The organism is Bradyrhizobium sp. 132 (assembly GCF_023074185.1).
In the GTDB taxonomy this organism is placed as follows: domain Bacteria; phylum Pseudomonadota; class Alphaproteobacteria; order Rhizobiales; family Xanthobacteraceae; genus Bradyrhizobium.
On record NZ_JADPKY010000078.1, the window covers coordinates 144,870 to 163,941 of the forward strand.

The following is a 19,072-nucleotide window of genomic DNA, read 5'->3' on the forward strand; positions in this document are numbered from 1 at the left end:
TCGCGCGGCGGCTCAGGCGATGGCCGCCAGATAGCGCGCGACAGACGCCGCGAATGCGACCTTGGCGCCTGCGGCGATGTTGCGGCCCCACCACGCACCGTAGATGCGATCGAACGCCAGCGGCTCGACCGCAGCCGCAATCCGTCTTACCGCCGCGGCATTGAGTGGCATGTAGTTCGGATAGGAGTACATGAAGCTGACGAAGCGGCGATCCATCGTCACCTGCGCGATATCGCCGGTGAGCAGCGCACCCCTGCCGCCCGCACCGCGCGCATGGTGCAGCATGGTGGCACCGGCGAAATGACCGCCGGTGCGCTGGAGCAGCACATCGTCGGAGATACGATGGCTTTCACCGGTCCAGTGCACGATCGATGAATGTGGACGCGTCACCCATTGGCGATCATCGGCGTGCAAATAGACCGGCACCCCGCCGAACGCCTCGCTCCAGTCGGCCAGCGCGCCATAGTAATGCGGATGCGAGATCGCAATCGCCTTCAGCCCGCCGAGTGACCGCACATGCGCGATCGCCTCCGGCGTCGCCAGCGGTACGCAGTCCCACATCAGGCAGCCGCCCGCGAGCGGCACCAGCAGCGCGCGCTGGCCGATGGCAAAGCTTGGCTCGAGCGCGATGCCGGTCAGGCCGAGATCCTCGCGCCAGACCAGGCGGTGACGTTCTCCGAGCGCCTCGCGCGTGAGGAAAGTTTGCCCCTTCCAGCCGACGAATTGCCGTTCGTCCTCGCAAATCGGACAGGACGGGGGCGGATTTTCGCCGTCCGGGAATTGCGCGCCGCAGGTTTCGCAGGTCCAGAGGGGCATGATCATGATCCAGAACGAGACCGGAACGGCGCGAGGCAACATTCCCGTCCTCAATCGCAGGCGCGGCCGGAACCAACGCGCTGAGCGCAGGTTACTTTCTGGTCCGCCCCGGCGCAATTGGCCGGCCGTCAGTCTTGCACGAGACCATAGTCGGTTGGCAGCAATACGTTCAGCGTCTCGATGACATCGCGCCCCGCCCCGTCCCGCCTCTGGCCGCTGTTCGCAGTCAACTTCTTCATGGCCGACATGCAGTCGGGCATCGGGCCGTTCGTCGGTGTGTTCCTTCAGGAGCGCGGCTGGGCGAGCGGGCTGATCGGCACCGCGATGACGATCGGCAATGTCGCAGGCATGCTGGTCACGACGCCGATTGGCGGGTTCATCGATTCCAGCCGCAACAAGCGCCTGTGGGTGGTCATCCCCGGCATCTGCGTGGTGCTTGCGTCCGCGATCATCCTGATCTCGCAGAATTTCTGGGCGGTGACGTTCTCGCAGGTCGCACAATCGCTGGCGAGCGCCGCGATCGTGCCGGCCGTCACAGGTATCACGCTCGGCATCGCGAAACAGAGGGGATTCAATGCACTGAACGGCCGCAACCAGGCGTTCAACCATGCCGGCAACATGGTCGGCGCGGCGCTGTCGGGCTATCTCGGCTATCAATTCGGCTACGTCTCGGTGTTCGTGCTGGCCGCCGCGTTCGGCGCCATCGCGATCGCCTGCGTGCTGATGATACCGGCCAAGACGATCGACGACCGCGCCGCGCGCGGCAGCAAGGAGGATGACCCCGACAGCCAACCGGATGCGCTCACGATCCTGCTCAAGCACAAGGCGCTGCTCGTCCTTGCGCTGGCTCTCGCCCTCTTCCATCTCGGCAATGCTGCGATCGTTCCGCTTTACAGTCTTGCGGCGGTGGCCGACGGACAGGCCAACGGCCCGAGCTTCGTCGCCACCACCGTGGTGATCGCACAGGGCGTGATGATCGTCACCTCGCTAATCGCCATGAAGGTCGCGAGCAAGCGCAATTACTGGCCCGTCATTCTCGTCTCCTTCATGTTCCTGCCGATCCGCGGCGTGCTCGCCTTCTTCGTTACGGGATGGTGGGGCGTCGTGCCGATGCAGGTGCTCGACGGTATCGGCACCGGGCTCCAGACGGTTGCCGTCCCCGGCATGGTCGCGCGCTCGCTCAACGGCACCGGCCGCATCAATCTCGGCCAAGGCGCCGTCATCACCGTGCAGGGCGTCGGCGCGAGCCTCAGTCCCGCCCTCGGCGGCTGGATCGCGCAATGGATCGGCTATGGCCCGACCTTCCTGCTGCTCGGCGGCTTCGGGCTCGCGTCGATGGCGCTGTGGCTGGCGTTCGGCGCGGCCGTGAAGAAGTATTGAGAGCGTCATTGCGGGACGAGCGCTCGCTCCGACGCCCCAGCGCATTCCTAAGAGAACTCCACCACGATCTTGCCGAAATGGCCACCCTGCTGCATCAGCCGCAGCGCGTCGGGCACGGCGTCGAAGCCGAACACGCGGTCGATCACGGGCTTCATGCCATTGCGACCGATCGCAGCACTCATACCTTCGAACATGCGGCGGCTGCCGACAGACAGACCAATGACGTGCAGGTTCTTGGAAAACAGGCTCGGAATCGCGATCTGCTGGGAGAAGCCTGTGAGCACGCCGATCACCAGGATGTTGCCCCCGACCCGCGCCGCCTCGAGCGATTGCGCAAAAGTATCCTTGCCACCGACCTCGACGACATGATCGACGCCGCCACCGGTCCACTCCGAAGCCGCCTTGCCCCATTCGGGCACCGAACGATAGTTGATGGTGTGATCCGCCCCGAGCGCCTTGGCACGTTCGAGCTTCTCGTCGCTTGACGAGGTCACGATCACGCTCGCACCGGCGAGCTTTGCGAATTGCAGCGCAAAGATCGACACGCCGCCGGTACCCTGCACCAGCACCGTGTCACCGGGCTGCACCTTGGCCTCCTCGAACAGCGCGCGCCACGCCGTGAGCCCGGCACAGGGCAGCGTCGCCGCTTCCCGGAAAGACAGATGCAACGGGATATGGGTGACGCCCTCGGCGTCGAGCACCATGACCTGCTGAAGCACGCCGGGCCGCGTGCCGCCGAGCGCATAGCGACGGCTGGTGGCCGACACCTTCCCGTCGATCCAGGATTGGAAGAACATCGGACAGACGCGATCACCCACCGCGACGCGGACAACGCCATCACCGACGGCGATCACTTCGCCGGCGCCATCCGAGAACGGGATCAGCGGCAATCTGGTGACGCCGCCCTTCCCCTGCACCGTGAGCAGGTCGCGATAATTCACAGATGCCGCCCGCATGCGCACCGCGACCTGCCCCGCGCCAGGTGTGGGCTCGGGCAGATCGGCCAGCTGCAGGCCCTCGATCGACCAGTCACGCGCAACTTGCCAGGCTTTCATGGCGATCCCTCCGCCTCAGGTGCCAAAATTTGTTTGGATCGCCTTGTCGAGCGTCTCGCCCCCGACGAAGCGCTGGCGCAGCTCGCGCTTGAGTAGCTTGCCGCTCGGGTTCTTGGGCAAGGCATCGACGAAGATGACGCGCTTGGGCACCTTGAAATGCGCCATCTGGCCGGCGCAGTGCTTGATGACGGAATCTTCGTCGAGCTTCTCGCCGCTCTTGACCACGACGATGGCAGTCACCGCCTCGATCCAGCGCGGATCGGGCAAGCCGACGACGGCGACTTCGGACACCGCGGGGATGCGATAGACCATCTCCTCGACCTCGCGGCTGGCGACGTTCTCGCCGCCGGTCTTGATCATGTCCTTGACGCGATCCACCACGGTGATGTGGCCTTCTTCATCGACGATGGCGAGGTCGCCCGAGTGAAACCAGCCGCCGGAGAACGCCGCCGCCGTCTTGACGGGGTCGTTGTAATAGCCGGAGAGCAGATGCGGCGAGCGGTGCACGATCTCGCCGACCTCGCCGATCTTGACGTCCTCCATCGACGTGGTGACGACTCGCGTCTCGACATTGAGCACGGGCTTGCCGGCCGAGCCCGCCTTGCGCAGCTGGTCCGCAGGACCCAGCACGGTCGCGAGCGGCGCTATCTCGGTCTGGCCGTAGAAATTCCAGAACTTGACGTTGGGCAGGCGGCGCTGGAGCTCGAGCAACACCTCCACCGGCATGATCGAGGCGCCGTAATAGCCCTTCTGAAGCGTCGACAGGTCGGCCTTGTCGAAGTTCGGCGAGCGCAGCATCGCGATCCAGATCGTCGGCGGCGCGAAGAAGGACGTGATCTTGTGCGCCTGGATCAACGACAGAATGTTGTCGGCGGTCGGCTTGCCCGTGATCACGCCGGAGGCGCCGAGATAAATTTGCGGCCCCAGGAACACGTCAAGCTGCGCGCAGTGATAGAGCGGCAGCGCGTGCAGGAATTTGTCCTCCACGCTCATGCCGCCGTCGATGATGCAGCTGACATATTGCCACATCACGGCATCATGGGTCAGCATCGCGCCCTTGGGCAGGGACTCCGTGCCGCTGGTGTAGACGATCTGAGCGAGATCGCGGCTGTCGACGGACGCCTCCAGGAACGAAGCGTCGGGGCTGAGGAGATCGTCGAAGGTGGTGAGGCCCGCGGGCGCCGTGGCCGGATCCTCGCCCGGCAGCCAGATCGTCTTCTCGACCGCACAATCCCTGGCGCTTGCGGCGCGCGCGGGCTCGACGAAATCAGGACCGGCCGCGAGCACCTTTGCGCCGGAGCCCTTCAGGATGAAGTTGATCTCGTCCGGATTGAGCATGAAGTTGATCGGCACCAGCACCGCGCCGATCCGGGCCACCGCGAACCGGAGCGCCGCAAAGGCGTGCGAATTGCGCGACAGCACGGCGAGGCGGTCGCCCTTCTTGACGCCGAGGCCGAGCAGACCGCGGCTGAGCCGGTTGCAGATCGCGTCCATCTCGGCAAACGTCCAGCTCACATTGCCACAGCTCACCGCAAGCCTGTCCGGCTCGCGGCCCGCCGAACGGCGCAGAAGATCGCCGATGGAATGCTCGCGGGCCTTCGAGATGGTGGCTACGATGTCGCCGGTCATGTGTCCCTCCGTGTGATGTCTTTTTTTGCTGGATTTTGCTTGAAGTCTTGCGGCTTGTCTTTTCTTGCGCATGATCCTCCCGGAAAACCGCTCCACACTTTTCCGGATTATGCGCTATCTGCGTCGGACCGCTTGCGCGTGCTCCATGTACATATGCTCGACGGAACGGTCGAGCGAAGCGATCTTCTCGAAACCGCGCCGCCAATCCTGCAAGTGCCGGCGCGTCCAGAGCACGCCCGCCTCGCGGTCGCGGCGCTGGATCGCCTCGATGAGATGGCGATGCGCGGCGACGAGGCGCGGGCCACCTTCGGCCACACCAGCGACGATCATCTCGGTGGTCGGATAGAACAATTGCGCGGCCGGCTCACGCGCGAGCTGGAGCACGCGGTTCTGCGAGGCCTTGGCAACCAGCACGTGGAATTCGGCATCGCATTCGGCAAGCATCGCGGGATCGCCGACCACGGCCTCGCTGCGCACGAGGTTATCGGCGAGCTCTGCGAGGTTCTCCTCCGTCGCCCGCTCCACCGCGCCTTCGATGCTCGCCACTTCGAGCGTCATCGAGGCCTCGTAGAGCTCGCGGAAAGTGACCTCGTGCAGCACAAGCGCGCGACTGAGACGGCTCGCGAGCTTGGTGTAGCGTGGCAGGCAGGCATGCAGCCGTCGCGAGGAATCGCGGCTGATCAGCCCGCCCTCCTCCAGCACGCGAATGCCTTCGCGAATGGTCGAACGGTTGACGCCGAACTGGCGCACCAGATCGTGCTCGGTGCCGATGGGATCGCCCGGCTTGATGCGGCCATTGACGATCTCGCGCTCGATGGCGTCGGCGACCTTCTGATAGGCGGGCGCGACATCGATCGGACGGAAGAGCGGCGCGAGAGGCAAATCTGGCTCCAATGGCGTTTGTCGGACAAACTATAGGAACGGCGGTGGGCGCGTCAAACTGCGTCATTCGCGCCGACGATGCAACAAATTGACTCCTGAGGAACCCGCCTCTAACTTTGTCGGACAAAGGGACAGCATAGTCCCGCTCAAGAGGAAACGTATCCATGAGACCTATCGCAGCATTCGTGTCTGCGGCCGGCTTGCTGTCGGCTGCCCTGATCACCCCCACCTCCGCCCAGCAGGCGCCGCTCAAGATCGGCGTGCTCTCCGACTTCTCCTCGGTCTATTCCGACATCGGAGGCCAGGGGAATGTCGAGGCCACCAAAATGGCGATCGAGGATTTTGGCGGGCAGATGTTCGGCAAGCCGATCGACATGGTCTCTGCCGATGTGCTGAACAAGCCCGACGTCGCCTCGACCATCGCGCGAAAATGGTGGGAGACCGAAGGCGTCGACATGATCATCGACCTGCCGACATCGGCCACTGCGCTCGCGGTGATGGAGCTGTCGAAGCAATACGAGAAGATCATGATCGTGACGGATGCCGCGAGCTCCGACATTACCGGAAAGTCCTGCTCGCCCTACACTGCGCACTGGACCTACGACACTTATTCCAACGCGCACACGGTCGGCAGCGCCATCGTCAAGAACGGCGGCGACAGCTGGTTCTTCCTCACCGCCGACTATGTATTCGGCCATTCGATCGAACGCGACACCGGCGACGTCGTGAGGGCCGCCGGCGGCAAGGTGCTCGGCAGCGTCAAGCATCCGCTCAACACCGCGGACTTCTCATCCTTCCTGCTCCAAGCCCAGGCCTCCAAGGCCAAGATCATCGGGCTGGCGAACGGCGGCGGCGACACCATCAACGCAATCAAGCAGGCCGGTGAATTCGGCATCGTCGCCGGCGGCCAGAACCTGGCTGCGATCGTGATGTTCATCTCCGACGTGCACAGCTTAGGGCTAAAGCTCGCGCAGGGACTGATCATCACCGAGGCCTATTACTGGGACCTCAACGACAAGACCCGCGCCTTCGGCAAGCGCTTCATGGAGCGCGTCAAGCGCATGCCGACGATGAACCAGGCAGCGACCTACAGCGCGACGCTGCATTACCTGAAGGCGGTGCAGGCCGCAGGCACAAAGGACACCAAGACGGTGATGGCCAAGATGCGCGAGCTGCCGGTGAAGGACGCCTTCACGGACAACGGCGTCTTACGCGAGGACGGCCGCATGGTGCACAGCATGTACCTGTTCCAGGTGAAGAAGCCCGAGGAATCGAAAGGGCCTTGGGACTATTACAAGCTGCTCGCCGAGGTGCCTGCCGACCAGGCCTTCCGTCCACTCAAGGACGGCGGTTGCCCGCTGGTGAAGTAATGCTTTCGCAACGACCGACCTGCATCGCCTCGCGCGGTGCAGGTCCTTTAGCGCCGTCGCAAGTCGGATGGGCTGTGCCCGAACTTCCTACGAAAGACCGTGCTGAAGTACGACGAGCTGCTGAATCCCAACTGATAGGCAACTTCGGTGATCGACAGGGAGCGCAACTCGGGACGGGTCAGGACGTCGTAACAGCGCTGCAGCCGGCGATCCAAAATCCATTCGGACACCGAGACATCGGTGAGCCGGAAGAGATAATGCAGATGCCTGAGCGAGACGCCGTTGTTCTTTGCGACCTTCTCGAGCGACAGGTCCGCGTCCGTGAGGTGCGTCTCGATCCAGGCTTTGACCGAGCGCAGACGGGCCTGCTGCGCGCCGGCATCCTCCGAGAATTCGTCCCGGTCGCCCATGTCGAGCGCGAGCGCCAGCACGTCCATCAGCTCACCGCCGAGCCGGGTCCTTACGGTCTCATCCAGCGGACCTCCTTGCGCCGCGAGCGTGGCGCAGAACTCGGCGGCAATCCGTCCGAGGCCCCGGCTCGTCGCCATCGTCGTGACGACAGGCAGGCGTCCGTCGCTGAAGCGCGCCGAGAATTCCTGGCGCGGAATCTCGAGGTAGAGCGATCGCACCTTGCCGATGCACTCCAGATCATAGGCCTCCGAGGCCGAGAAGATCGCGCCCATACCGGGATTCGAGAGCAGGGTCTGGCCGGCCTGGAGGACGTTGACCCGGCCCTGCTGGACGAACTCGACGTAGTAGCAATCCTTGTCGAGCTTCGCGATATGCCGCTCGCGTCGGGATATGCGCTGTTCGGACAGCAGTACGTCTGTCATCGTAACTGCGCCGAACCGCGCCTCGCGAATGAAGCCGTGGTAGTCGGATCGCTCCTCGGCATTTACGTCGACATGGACGTAGACATCGCAAATAGCGCCTTGCCACGCAGCGTAGCGCTTGGACGGCTCCAGATCGTCTGTCGAAAATACGAGGTTCATCGTCGGCCCATCCATTGCGAGGCCAGGATGAACGTCGTTTGTGCATCGCACAAGTCGGCCAGGCAAAGAGATTCTAGATGGCCGCCGTCTGCGCGCAAGACCGGTTTGCGCGGAGAAGCAAAAGCTTTGCGCTCCGGAGCAAGCCGCCTCCGGGCATGTGGCCTATGAAGAACAAAAAACGGACAACGAAATAGGCGGGAAACGTTCGCTTGCATCAGGTCAGATCAACCGCTGCACAATCTGCCGTGCCGCTTGAATGGCGGTGCCCGTGAGCAGCGCGTTGCCGATCACGACGCGGTTCACGCAACCGATCAAGGCCATCGCCGATATCGAAGCGCTGGAGCGGCGGTCTTACGATTCTCTCGTTCCTGCCCGCAATCTCCATCATCTCTTCGAAGCAACGGCGCGCCTGCATCCTGATCGGCCTGCGCTAACGGTTTTGACCAAAGGCTCGCGCGAACCGGGCGACGTCACGCTGACGCATCGGCAGTTGCTCGCGGAAATCGCCCGCGCGGCAAACCTGTTCCGGTCGCACGGGATCAACCGGAATGGCGGAACGATCGCGTTTCTCTGTCCGATCCTTCCGCAGCTATTCCCGGCGCTGCTTGGCGCCCAAATCGCGGGCGTCGCCAGCTCGATCAATTTTCTCCTGAACGAAGATGCGATTGCCGACCTGCTCGAGGCACAGAACGCAACCGTGCTGGTCGTTGCTTCCGAAGCGGCCGATCGCGCGATCTGGACCAAAGCAACTAACGTCGCGAAGCGCGTCCCGTCACTCAGAACGATTTTCGTGCTTGGCAAGGATAGCCGCTCGATTGGCCACTTTCTGAGCTTCGATGAGGCGATCGCAGGTGCGCCGGACATTCTCGAATTCCAGCCGTCGACAGACCGCCAAGCCGTATGCGCACTCTTCCACACCGGCGGAACGACCGGAAGACCGAAGCTCGTGCGCCTGACGCATGGAAACCAGATCCATGCCGCCTGGAGCTTTGCGCAGGTTCACGGATTGGACGAGCTAGATGCCGCCGTGAATGGCTTTCCGCTGTTTCACGTCGGCGGCACGATGACACTCGGTCTGTCCATTCTCGCAGCCGGCGGCCATGTCATCATTCCCTCGCCGTACGCTCTCAGAAGTCCGGATGCGATCCGCGATTATTGGCACACCGTGGAGCGCTTCCGCGCAACCATCGTCAGCGGCGTGCCGACGTCGATTGCCGCGCTTGCCGAGGTGCCGATCGGATCCTCCGATATCAGCTCGGTTCGAATGGCCCTCACCGGCGGGGCCGTGGCTCCGAAGGCCATCAGCGAGAGGTTTCAGGCGCGAACCGGGATTACCTTGTTCGAGACCTATGGCATGACGGAAACCGCAGCAGCGATCGCGTTCAATCCCGGCCGCGGGACACCCATACAGGGCAGCGTAGGATTCAGGGCGCCATTTGCGAGGACCAGAATCGTTTCTCTGGCCGATGCCGACCTGAAGCAAGACTGCCCGCCGCTCACCAGCGGCCTCGTCCTCGTCAGCGGACCGCAGGTGTTTCCCGGATACATCGACCCCCGGCACAACAAAGGCGTGCTGACCGACGACCAATGGATCGTCACCGGCGATGTCGGATATCTAACCCCGGATCAGCGCCTGGTGCTGACCGGCCGCGAGAAAGACCTGATCGTGCGCAGCGGTCACAACATCGACCCTGCCGCAATCGAGGATGTCGCGAACGCCGCCTTCCCCGGCGTGCAGATAAGCTCGGCCGTCGGCATGCCGGACGCCTATGCCGGCGAGGTCCCGATTCTCTTCGTGGTGCCGTCTCCGGGGCAGACGATCGATCTGCCGCAGCTGCGCGAGCATCTCGAACGCAACGTCAATGAACCTCCTGCGCGGCCGAAGCGGGTCGTGCTGCTCGAAGCGCTGCCAGTCACCGCCGTCGGGAAGATCTTCAAGCCCATGCTTCGTGACCTCGCCGTACGGGAGAAGGTCAGGACCGAGCTCGACCGCATCTTCAGCCCGGACACCGCGGCAAACATTCTCGTCGAGAGGGACGCCAGGCTGAACACACTCGTCCACATCTCGGTGGACTCCAATGATCAGGAACGGGCTAAGGTACTTGCCGAAAGCCTGGCGACGCTTCCACAAACCTATCGCATAGAGACCCGATCGTCCTGACGGACCCACAGAGGCCGAAGTCGAAGAAAGGCAAAACGGGGATGAAACGCTTTCGGTTCAATCAGCAAGAGATCGTCTTCGCCGTCTTCGCGCTGCTGTTCCTCGTTTTTTCGATCTTCCTGCGCGGCTTTCTGACCGCCGACAACATGCTGACGCTGCTCCAGAACGTGGCGGTGCTCGGCATACTCGGCCTTGCCATGGCGATCGTCGTGATCGGACGCGGCATCGACATCTCGCTGATCGCAGCCCTCGCGGTGCCGCCGGGGCTGGTGCTGCAGATGGTGCAGAACGGTCATTCGCTGCCGGCCTCGCTGCTGGCCGCAGTGCTGCTCACGATTGCCTTCGGCCTCATCAACGGCTGGCTGATTGCCTATGCGGAGGTCCCCTCGCTATTTGCGACACTCGCAACCGGCCTGCTGCTCGCCGGGCTCGGGCAGACCGCATTGTTTCAGCTCGACGTCGTGCAGTGGAGCCCCGGCATGGACGGCTTCGAGCGGCTCGGACAAGGCACCATCCTCGGCATTCCAACATCAATCGTGATGTTCGCGCTCGCCTGTATCGCAGTCTCTTTCCTGCTGCGCCAGACGCGCTGGGGAGCCTATATCTATGCAATCGGCGATAACCCTTACGCCGCGCGTGTCACCGGCATTCCCTCCCGGCCGATCATCGTGCTGCAATATGTCGTCGCCGCCCTGATCGGCTGCTTTGCCGGTCTGGTAATGGCCGCATCCGTTAATTCAATGCCGACCCGCATCTTCAACTCGACGCTCATCTACGACGTCATCCTGGTCGTCGTGCTTGGCGGCATCGGGCTATCCGGCGGCCGCGGCGGCGTGCTGAACGTCGTGATCGGCACGCTCGTGATCGGCACGATGCTCAACGGCATGACCATCATGGACATTTCCTACGCCGGACAGAATCTCATCAAGGGCGTGGTCCTGCTGCTCGCCGTCATCACGGACTCTTTCTTGAATCCGCGCAACGAAGAAACGGCACAGCAAGGCGACATCTGAACGACCCAACGAGAACGACAACGAGAACGACAACTATAACCGAGGAGGAAGCAATGAAACATTTCGGCAGCCCGACAAAGGCGACCGTGGCCGCACTGGGTCTCGCGGCAATGACCGTACCGGCCCTGGCCCAACAGGGCCTGGACGAGCCGTTCCAGAAGCCGTTCAAGGAAGCCCTGGCCGGCAAGACCGTAGCCTATGTTCCGGTTGCCATGAACTTCGACCTCACCGAAGGCTGGTATGCCGGCCTGAAGAAGGAGCTCGAACCGTTCGGCGTCAAGTTCGTGATCCGCGATGCCAACTGGAATACCAATGCCGGTGCGCAGGCCGTCACGTCGCTGATCTCGGAGAAGCCGGCGGTGATCGTGGTCCAAAATCCGGACGTGCAGACCTACGCCAAGCTGCTGCAGCGCGCCGAGAACGAAGGCATCTACGTCATCCAGATCAACATGGGCTCGGCCTACCGGAGCTCGGCCTTCGTCGGCGCCAACTGGGTCGAGATCGGCGAACGCCAGACCGAAGCCGTGGTCAAGGCCTGCGAGGGCAAGTCGAACAAGGTTGCGATCATCCAGGGGGCGCTGTCGGCGGCAGCGAGCGCCTATACGCTGAAAGGCGTCGAGAACGTGCTCGCCAAGCATCCCGAGGTCAAGGTGGTGTCCAGCCAAGCCGCCGATTGGGACGCGGCCAAGGCCAAGGCGATCACGCAAACGGTGCTGAAGCAGAATCCCGATCTCTGCGGCATCGTCGGCTTCTGGGACGGCATGGATATCGGCACCGCGGCGGCCGTCAAGGAAGCAGGCCTCACCGGAAAGGTGTTCGTCGCCACCTCGGGCGGCGGCGAGCGCAAGGGCGCGTGCGAGCTGGTGAAATCAGGCGCGTTCGACCTCGACATGAGCTACGACGTACCAACCCAGGCCGCGCAGATGGCCGGCACGATCAAATGGCTGCTGTCCTCGGGCGTCAAGCCCGGCTCGATCAAGGGCTCAGAATACACGACGTTGATTCCGATCACCAAGGAGAACGCCGATAGCCAGATGGCCTGCTGGAATCTCAGCGACCTCAAGAAATAATCCCACGACACCAGACCCAAGCGTCCCGGGCCGCTTCGCGCCCGGGACGTCGCTCGAAATTTGCAAGGTCCTGGAATGCCGATGCGCGATACCCTGACGAGCCTACGTTACCGCTACTGGCCTGATCATCTGCTCGGTGAAATTCTGTCCAAGCGATGGACCGAGACAGCCATCCCGGTGATCCTTCTCCTGATCATTGGCCTCGCGCTCAGCCGATCCATCGACAATTTCCTGTCGCCGGCGAGCCTCGCCGACACCGCGCGCCAGGCCGGAGAGATCGGCTTCATCGCGCTCGGGCTGGCGCTGGTGGTCATCGTCGGCGGAATCGATCTTTCCGTCGGTTCAATCTTCGCGCTAACAGATTTCTGCGCCCTCTATCTGCTCGACGTATTGGGCTGGCCGGTGCCGGCGGTGGTCGCCGCGACGCTGCTCTGCGGCGCGCTGCTTGGTGCCGTCAATGGTGTGCTGATCGGATATCTGCGGCTACGGGCCTTCATCACCACGCTGATCACGCTGATCATCTACCGCTCGGCCTACGATCTCCTGATCCAGCGCTATTCCAACGCGATCGCGTCGTCCCTTCCCGACATTCCGTCCTGGGATTTCATCGGCGGCGGCAGTGTCTTCGGCTTTCCGACCGTGGCGCTCGTCTATATCGTGATCGCCATCTTCGGTCATATCTTCATGACGCGGTTGCGTCCGGGCTGGCACATCACCGCGATCGGCGGCTCGCGCCGTTCGGCTTACAATTCCGGCATTCCCGTCCGCCGCACCATTGCGCTCTGCTACGTCGCGAGCGGTGTGCTGACCAGCATCGGCGCGCTGTTCTTCGCGTCCCGGCTCGGCACCGTCGGCGGCGACATCGGCGTCGGACTTGAGGTGATCGTGGTGACCGCAACGGTGCTGGGCGGCATCACGCTCGGCGGCGGCAAGGGCTCGGTGGCTAAATCAGCCGTCGGGGTGCTGATCGTACTCCTGATCACCAACGGCCTGACGACCATGAACGCGCGCGGCGGCGTCAACCGGATGGCGCTCGCCGGTATCCTGCTTGTCGCTGCCATGGTCGATATCCGCTGGCAGAAGAACCGCACACGCATCATCAGCAAAGTCTATGTCGCGCCCACTTATCACGCGCTGCCACCGCCCCCACCGACCGAAATCGGGCAAGGCGGCCCGTTCGAGCAGAACGACAAGCTGCGTAACGTCGAGCTGATCGGCCTCGGACGGATCGAGGCACCCGAAGACGTCATCCTCGATCGCCACGACAATCTCTATGCGGGTTCGCGCCACGGTGACATCATCCGCTTTCTCGCACCGGACTATCAGAAGATGGAGGTGTTCGCCCATATCGGCGGCCAGCCGCTCGGCATGGCCTTCGACCGCGAGGACAACCTCTACATCTGCATCGGTGGCATGGGACTCTATCGCGTCAGGCCCGACGGAACGGTGGAAAAGGTGACCGACGAGACCAACCGCAGCATGCGCTCGGTCAACGACGACAGCCGCCTGCGGCTCGCCGACGATCTCGACATCACCGACGACGGCCTCATCTTCTTCTCGGAGGCGACTGTGCGCTACGAGATGGACGAATGGCCGATCGACGGCCTCGAGGCGCGCGGCAACGGACGCATCATTTCCTACGACACCAAGACCGGCACGACACGCACGGAGCTGCGCGGCCTCAAATTCCCGAACGGCATCTGCGTCGCCAGCGACGGCCAGTCGATCCTGTTTGCCGAAACGTTCGGCTGCTCGATCAAGCGCTATTGGTTCGCGGGACCGAAGAAGGATGCCATCGAGGTGGTGATGGACAATTTGCCGGGCTACCCTGACAACATCAACCTGGCCTCGGATGGCAATTACTGGCTGGCGCTGGTCGGCATGCGCAGCCCCTCGCTCGACCTCGCCTGGAAAATGCCTGGCTTCCGGCGACGCATGGCCAAACGCGTGCCCGTGGATGAGTGGCTGTTCCCCAACATCAACACAGGCTGCGTGGTCAAGTTCAACGAGCAGGGCAAGATCGTCGAATCGCTCTGGGATCTGCGCGGCGAAAACCATCCGATGATCACCTCGATGCGCGAGCATCGCGGCTATCTCTATCTGGGCGGCATCCTCAACAACCGGATCGGCCGCTACAAGCTCGACAACGCCGATCCGAACTTCGTCCAATACGACAAGAGGTGGGGAAAGCAATCGTGATCGCGGCTGTCAGGGAGTTCGCCAACCGCTTTCTCGGGCGGGGCGACGCCACCATCACCGTGCCGTCCTTTGACGGCGCATTGAAGCCCAACCAGAAGCTGGAATCGGCGGAGATCTTGCTGACCTGCGAAGCGCCCGAGGACATCGCCACCGATGGAAGCAAGCTTTTCATTGCGGATGGTCCGCGCTTGATGCGCCTGGATGGCGTCTCGGCATTAGAGGTCCGTAGCTTCGATCGGCCTATCTCGGCCCTGTGTACTCTTCCCGGCGGCGGCCTCGCAGTCGCGCTCGGAGGGCGCGAGGTGCATCTCTACGCAAACGCTGCGGCCGAGCAGCCAGGCACGACGTTTGCCGATAGCGCGTTCAACGCCATCAACGCGCTCGCGCTCGCGGACGACAATACGCTCATTGCGACTGACGGCTCCACAACATGCGGCGTCGACGACTGGGCGCGCGACCTGATGGAGCTCAACCGGAGCGGCCGCGTGTTCAGGCTGGATCCCGGCAGCAAAGCCGTGACGCCGCTGGCGCAAGGGCTCGGCCATGCCTTCGGCGCTTGCGCGCATGGCCATGGCGTGCTGGTCAGCGAGAGCTGGCGTCACCGCCTCGTCCTGGTGGCGCCGGGCGCTGCACCGCAGACAATGCTTGCTCACCTTCCCGTCTATCCATCGCGGCTGGCGAAGGCCTCGGGCGGCGGCTACTGGCTGACGGCCTTCACCGCGCGCACCCAGCTCATCGAGTTCGTGCTGCGCGAGCCGGCCTACCGGCGACGGATGATGGCCGAAATCGATCCAGAGTACTGGGTCGCGCCGCGCCTGCGCTCCGGCCTCTCGTTCAAGGAGCCGATGCAGGGCGCGCATATCAAGACCATGGGCGTGATCAAGCCGTGGGCGCCGCCGCGCTCCTATGGGCTAGTCATCCGGCTCGACGCCGACGGCCAGCCGCTTTACTCGCTGCACAGCCGGGTCGACGGCGTCAATCACGGCGTCGTTGCGGCGATCGAGATGGGCGACGATCTCGTCCTGATCGCCAAGGGGCCGGGCCGCGTCCTGAGATTGCCCCTCGCCGGCCTTGCCGAGGAGTTTGGTTCATGAGCGACATCATGCTCTCGCTGCGCAAGGCCACAAAACTCTACGCCGGCGTGCCCGCCATCAACGGGGTCGACTTCGACCTCCGCCGCGGCGAGATTCACGCACTGGTCGGCGAGAACGGCGCCGGCAAGTCGACCCTGACCAAGGTGATGGCGGGCGTGGTGACGCTGACCTCAGGCGCCATGACGGTTGACGGCGTCGACGTCGCACCGAGGACGCCGCTGGAGGCGCGCAATCTAGGCATCGCCATGGTGTTCCAGGAGAACAGCCTGGTGCCGACTATGACGGTCGCGCAGAACCTGTTTCTTGGGCAGGAGCAGTTTTACAACCGCCTGCGCGGCATCTACATCGCCGCACAACAGTTCTTGCAATCGCTCAATTTCGACGTCACGCCGACTGCGACCGTGAGCGGCCTTGGAGCTGCCAAGAAGCAAATGGTGGAGATCGCGCGCGCGGTTCTGCACCGCGCCAAGGTCATCATCTTCGACGAGCCGACCGCATCGCTGACGCCGGAAGAGAAGAAATACTTCTTCGACCTCGTCCGTGATCTCAAGAAGCGCGGCGTCTCGATCGTCTTCATCTCGCACGCCCTCGAAGAGGCCCTGCTGCTCGCCGACCGCATCACGGTACTGCGCGACGGCAAGCATGTCGTGACCGACGACGCCGCAAAATTCGACCGTGCCGCAATCGTGCAGGCCATGGTCGGACGCGACCTTTCCAACACGCTCTACGGCGCAAGGAAAAGTAACGTGCGGCCGGCCGGTGCGCGCGTGCTCACGGTGCAGAACTTGAAGATGGCGCCGATGGTGAAGAACAATTCACTGTCGGTGTTCGCGGGACAGATCACCGGCGTGTTCGGCCTGGTCGGCGCGGGGCGCACCGAAACCTTCAAGATCGTCTCCGGCGTGCTCAAGCGCGACTTCTTCCACGGCGGAGAAATCCTGCTGCACGACAAGCCGGTGCGCTACCGGGTACCGGCGCCGGCGGTCAAGGCCGGCATCGCCTATGTCACGGAGGATCGCAAGGTCGAGGGTTTCTTCGAGACGTCCTCGATCGCGCGCAACATTTATCTCGGCCTGCTGTCGAAATTCCCCAAGGGCCGCATGATGCTGTCGCGGCGGGAAACCGAGACGGTCGGCAAGCGCTGGATCAAGAAACTTGGGGTGCGCGCCATCGGCGACCACGGCAAGGTGGTCGAGCTCTCCGGCGGCAATCAGCAGAAGGTCGTGATCGCAAAATCGCTGGTGCAGGAGCCGGACCTGATCATCTTCGACGAGCCGACGCGCGGCGTCGACGTCGGCGCCATCGTCGAGATCCACGAGCTGATCAACCAGCTTGCCGACGAGGGCAAGGCGGTCGTGGTCATCTCGTCCTATCTGCCCGAGATCATGGCCCTTTCCGACCGGATCCTGGTCTCACGCCAGGGCAAGGTTGTGGAGGAATTCTCCGCGCAGGACGCGACTGAGGAGAGGATCATGTACGCGGCTATCCACTGAGAGAGCTGTCTACAGCTTGTGCCCCTTCTGGCGCAGCGCCTCGATCAGGCGCTGCTTTAACTCGTCGGCAGCCTTCTGGCTGACGGCCTGGCCGATCTGCGCGCTTGCCTGCGCCAGCGCATCGGACTTCTCCAGAAACTTCTTCCCGGCCGGCTGGGCATAGAAGGCCTCGATCTGGCGCAGCTCGTCGATGCTGAAGCCTTGGGCATAGAGGGCGGCGACCTGGTCGACCATCGAGGTCAGCGCCGGGGTGTAGATCTCGGAGCCGGGTGCCGTCATCGCGTCATAGTCGCGCTCGATCTCCGGCCTGTCCTGCGCGACCACGGGCCGGAGCTTGAGCAGAAGCTGCGGCAACAGCGCGCGATATTGATCCGCGATCTTCAAGGTGACCACGAGCTTGCGCGCCGCGCTCATCGCCTCCGGCGAGGGTGCTTGGGCCGCGGCGTCACTGATCAGGAGCAGGAGGGCGCCGGCGATCGTCAACAAACGTCTGGACATGAACCTCTCCACGAGATGCAGGCTGGCGATGCTCAACGACCGGCAGTTGCCGCCGGCGCGGTCTGCAATGTGGCGTCGGCCTCCTCGACCTCCGTCACCTTCACGAACAGGTTCGGCACTCGTCTGGCCCGGTCGAGCAGCCAGGCGGCTGCGATCATGATGATGATGCCGACGGCGGAGACCGCGAGCTGCTCCCAGACGCCCTTGGTGTATTGCGTCAGGATCCAGTGCGCCGAGAACGACAGGAATACGCCCAGGCAGAAGATCGGCAGCGAATGCCGGCCACACAGGATGACGGGCCTCAGCCAGGGCCCGTGCAGCGCCCGCCATTTGCGCGAGACGAATTGCGTCACCCACATCGCCAGCGCCAGGAAATGCGTGAAGCGCAGCATGTCGAGATCGGTCTTGTCGATCGGGTAGATCGCCTTGATCATCCATTTCGGGACCAGGGCTTCGAGCGCAGGGACATGCCAGGTCATCACGATCAGCAGCGCGAAGGCGAGCCAGGCCACGGCCAGCCCCATCGCCGCTTTCGACCACACCCATGTCGCGACCTTGTCGATCTGGCCGATGCCGCACCAGGCCGCAAACACGAACATCAGCTGCCAGCAGAACGGGTTGAAGTACCAGGTCGTGCCGGGCGGATAGGAGGCGACGTTCCAGTCGAACCAGCGCGACAGCGCATAAAGCACCACCGACGTCGCGAGTGTCAGGTTCGGCCGGCGCACCAGGCACCAGACGATGAAGGGCGCGACGAACACCAGCGTGATGTAGAGCGGCAGCACGTCGAGATTGACCGGCTTGTATTTCAAGAGGATCGCCTGGCCGATCAGCTCGTCCGGATGCGACAGGAAATTGAACACGTTGAACTCGTGCTCGTACATCGGATTGTCGAAGCGGCGCGCGGTGCGGGCGATCTGCGCCGTGAACAGCAGGAACAGCATGATGTGAGCGACATACATCTCGGCCGCGCGCCGCCACAGCCGCTTCAGCGCCGCGAGAAACCAGCCGCCTGCGACGATCGGGCCGTAGATCCAGCCGACCAGATAGCCGGAGATGAAGACGAAAAACTCCGCGGCGTCGCTGAAGCCGTAATTGCGCAAGGTCAGCCAAGCCACGACGTCGTGCGGGATGTGGTCGAGGAAGATCATCCACAATCCGATGCCGCGGAAGAGATCGAGCCGCAAATCGCGTTCGACCGGCGCAAGCAGCGCTGACTGGTCCCGTGTGATCATGGCCCCGCCTCGTTCAGTGGGCGTCGCGCCGTCGCGGCGCCGGAAAATCGGATGCTAAAAAACTTGAATCGAAATGTCGCCTGCCCCTGCGGCTAGGACCGACGGTAGCCGACCTTGCTGTGCGCGCAAGAGGCTTTCATCAAAGCGAGCCGCACAAGCATGCCGTCTCTGCGTTGCACAATGGG

At 63.4% G+C, this 19,072-nt stretch carries 15 protein-coding genes; 8 read left to right on the plus strand and 7 right to left on the minus strand.

Going from position 1 to position 19,072, the window contains the following annotated elements; all coding sequences use genetic code 11:
• Positions 1-12: 12 nt before the first annotated feature.
• Positions 13-816 (minus strand): MBL fold metallo-hydrolase, encoded by an 804-nt coding sequence (locus IVA74_RS13300; RefSeq protein WP_247344358.1) that lies wholly within the window; start codon positions 814-816, stop codon positions 13-15.
• Between the two features lie 180 nt (positions 817-996).
• Here IVA74_RS13300 and IVA74_RS13305 point away from each other — a divergent pair, with 180 nt between their 5' ends.
• Complete coding sequence (locus IVA74_RS13305; RefSeq protein WP_247344037.1) at positions 997-2,196, plus strand: MFS transporter; 1,200 nt, start codon at positions 997-999, stop codon at positions 2,194-2,196.
• A 47-nt stretch (positions 2,197-2,243) separates the two neighbouring features.
• Here IVA74_RS13305 and IVA74_RS13310 read toward each other — a convergent pair whose 3' ends face one another.
• The 3 genes from IVA74_RS13310 to IVA74_RS13320 form a co-directional block, all read right to left on the minus strand.
• Positions 2,244-3,251, minus strand: a complete 1,008-nt coding sequence (locus tag IVA74_RS13310) for an NAD(P)-dependent alcohol dehydrogenase (RefSeq protein ID WP_247344043.1) — start codon at positions 3,249-3,251, stop codon at positions 2,244-2,246.
• Positions 3,252-3,266: 15 nt separating this feature from the next.
• The gene (locus IVA74_RS13315; protein WP_247344045.1) at positions 3,267-4,880 is read right to left on the minus strand and encodes an acyl-CoA synthetase; all 1,614 of its coding nucleotides are present in this window, start codon (positions 4,878-4,880) and stop codon (positions 3,267-3,269) included.
• Between the two features lie 114 nt (positions 4,881-4,994).
• On the minus strand, positions 4,995-5,762 hold the full coding sequence (locus IVA74_RS13320; protein ID WP_247344048.1) for an FCD domain-containing protein: 768 nt from the start codon (positions 5,760-5,762) through the stop codon (positions 4,995-4,997).
• A 164-nt stretch (positions 5,763-5,926) separates the two neighbouring features.
• On the opposite strand from IVA74_RS13320, the gene IVA74_RS13325 reads away from it, so the two are divergent.
• Positions 5,927-7,132 (plus strand): ABC transporter substrate-binding protein, encoded by a 1,206-nt coding sequence (locus IVA74_RS13325; RefSeq protein WP_247344051.1) that lies wholly within the window; start codon positions 5,927-5,929, stop codon positions 7,130-7,132.
• A gap of 47 nt (positions 7,133-7,179) precedes the next feature.
• Here IVA74_RS13325 and IVA74_RS13330 read toward each other — a convergent pair whose 3' ends face one another.
• Positions 7,180-8,124 carry a helix-turn-helix domain-containing protein gene (locus tag IVA74_RS13330; protein WP_247344054.1) on the minus strand — a complete coding sequence of 315 codons (945 nt, stop codon included), beginning with the start codon at positions 8,122-8,124 and terminating at the stop codon, positions 7,180-7,182.
• Positions 8,125-8,392: 268 nt separating this feature from the next.
• Here IVA74_RS13330 and IVA74_RS13335 point away from each other — a divergent pair, with 268 nt between their 5' ends.
• The 6 genes from IVA74_RS13335 to IVA74_RS13360 all read left to right on the plus strand — a co-directional run bounded on the left by IVA74_RS13335 (position 8,393) and on the right by IVA74_RS13360 (position 17,154).
• Entirely contained in the window at positions 8,393-10,285 is a 1,893-nt protein-coding gene (locus tag IVA74_RS13335; RefSeq protein ID WP_247344057.1) for an AMP-binding protein, read from the plus strand.
• 41 nt (positions 10,286-10,326) lie between these two features.
• Complete coding sequence (locus tag IVA74_RS13340) at positions 10,327-11,298, plus strand: ABC transporter permease (protein ID WP_247344060.1); 972 nt, start codon at positions 10,327-10,329, stop codon at positions 11,296-11,298.
• 53 nt (positions 11,299-11,351) lie between these two features.
• Positions 11,352-12,368, plus strand: coding sequence for a sugar ABC transporter substrate-binding protein (locus tag IVA74_RS13345; protein WP_247344062.1), 1,017 nt, complete (start codon positions 11,352-11,354; stop codon positions 12,366-12,368).
• A 75-nt stretch (positions 12,369-12,443) separates the two neighbouring features.
• A complete protein-coding gene (locus IVA74_RS13350; RefSeq protein WP_247344065.1) occupies positions 12,444-14,567 on the plus strand; it encodes an SMP-30/gluconolactonase/LRE family protein in 2,124 nt (707 codons plus the stop codon).
• Entirely contained in the window at positions 14,564-15,661 is a 1,098-nt protein-coding gene (locus IVA74_RS13355; protein ID WP_247344068.1) for a strictosidine synthase family protein, read from the plus strand. Before IVA74_RS13350 ends, IVA74_RS13355 begins: the two co-directional genes overlap by 4 nt.
• Positions 15,658-17,154 (plus strand): sugar ABC transporter ATP-binding protein, encoded by a 1,497-nt coding sequence (locus IVA74_RS13360; protein WP_247344070.1) that lies wholly within the window; start codon positions 15,658-15,660, stop codon positions 17,152-17,154. Before IVA74_RS13355 ends, IVA74_RS13360 begins: the two co-directional genes overlap by 4 nt.
• 9 nt (positions 17,155-17,163) lie before the next feature.
• On the opposite strand, the gene IVA74_RS13365 is transcribed toward IVA74_RS13360, so the two are convergent.
• Together IVA74_RS13365 and IVA74_RS13370 are read right to left on the minus strand one after the other, a co-directional pair.
• Positions 17,164-17,652 (minus strand): DUF2059 domain-containing protein, encoded by a 489-nt coding sequence (locus IVA74_RS13365; RefSeq protein WP_247344075.1) that lies wholly within the window; start codon positions 17,650-17,652, stop codon positions 17,164-17,166.
• A gap of 32 nt (positions 17,653-17,684) precedes the next feature.
• Positions 17,685-18,887 (minus strand): OpgC domain-containing protein, encoded by a 1,203-nt coding sequence (locus tag IVA74_RS13370; protein ID WP_247344078.1) that lies wholly within the window; start codon positions 18,885-18,887, stop codon positions 17,685-17,687.
• Positions 18,888-19,072 lie beyond the last annotated feature (185 nt).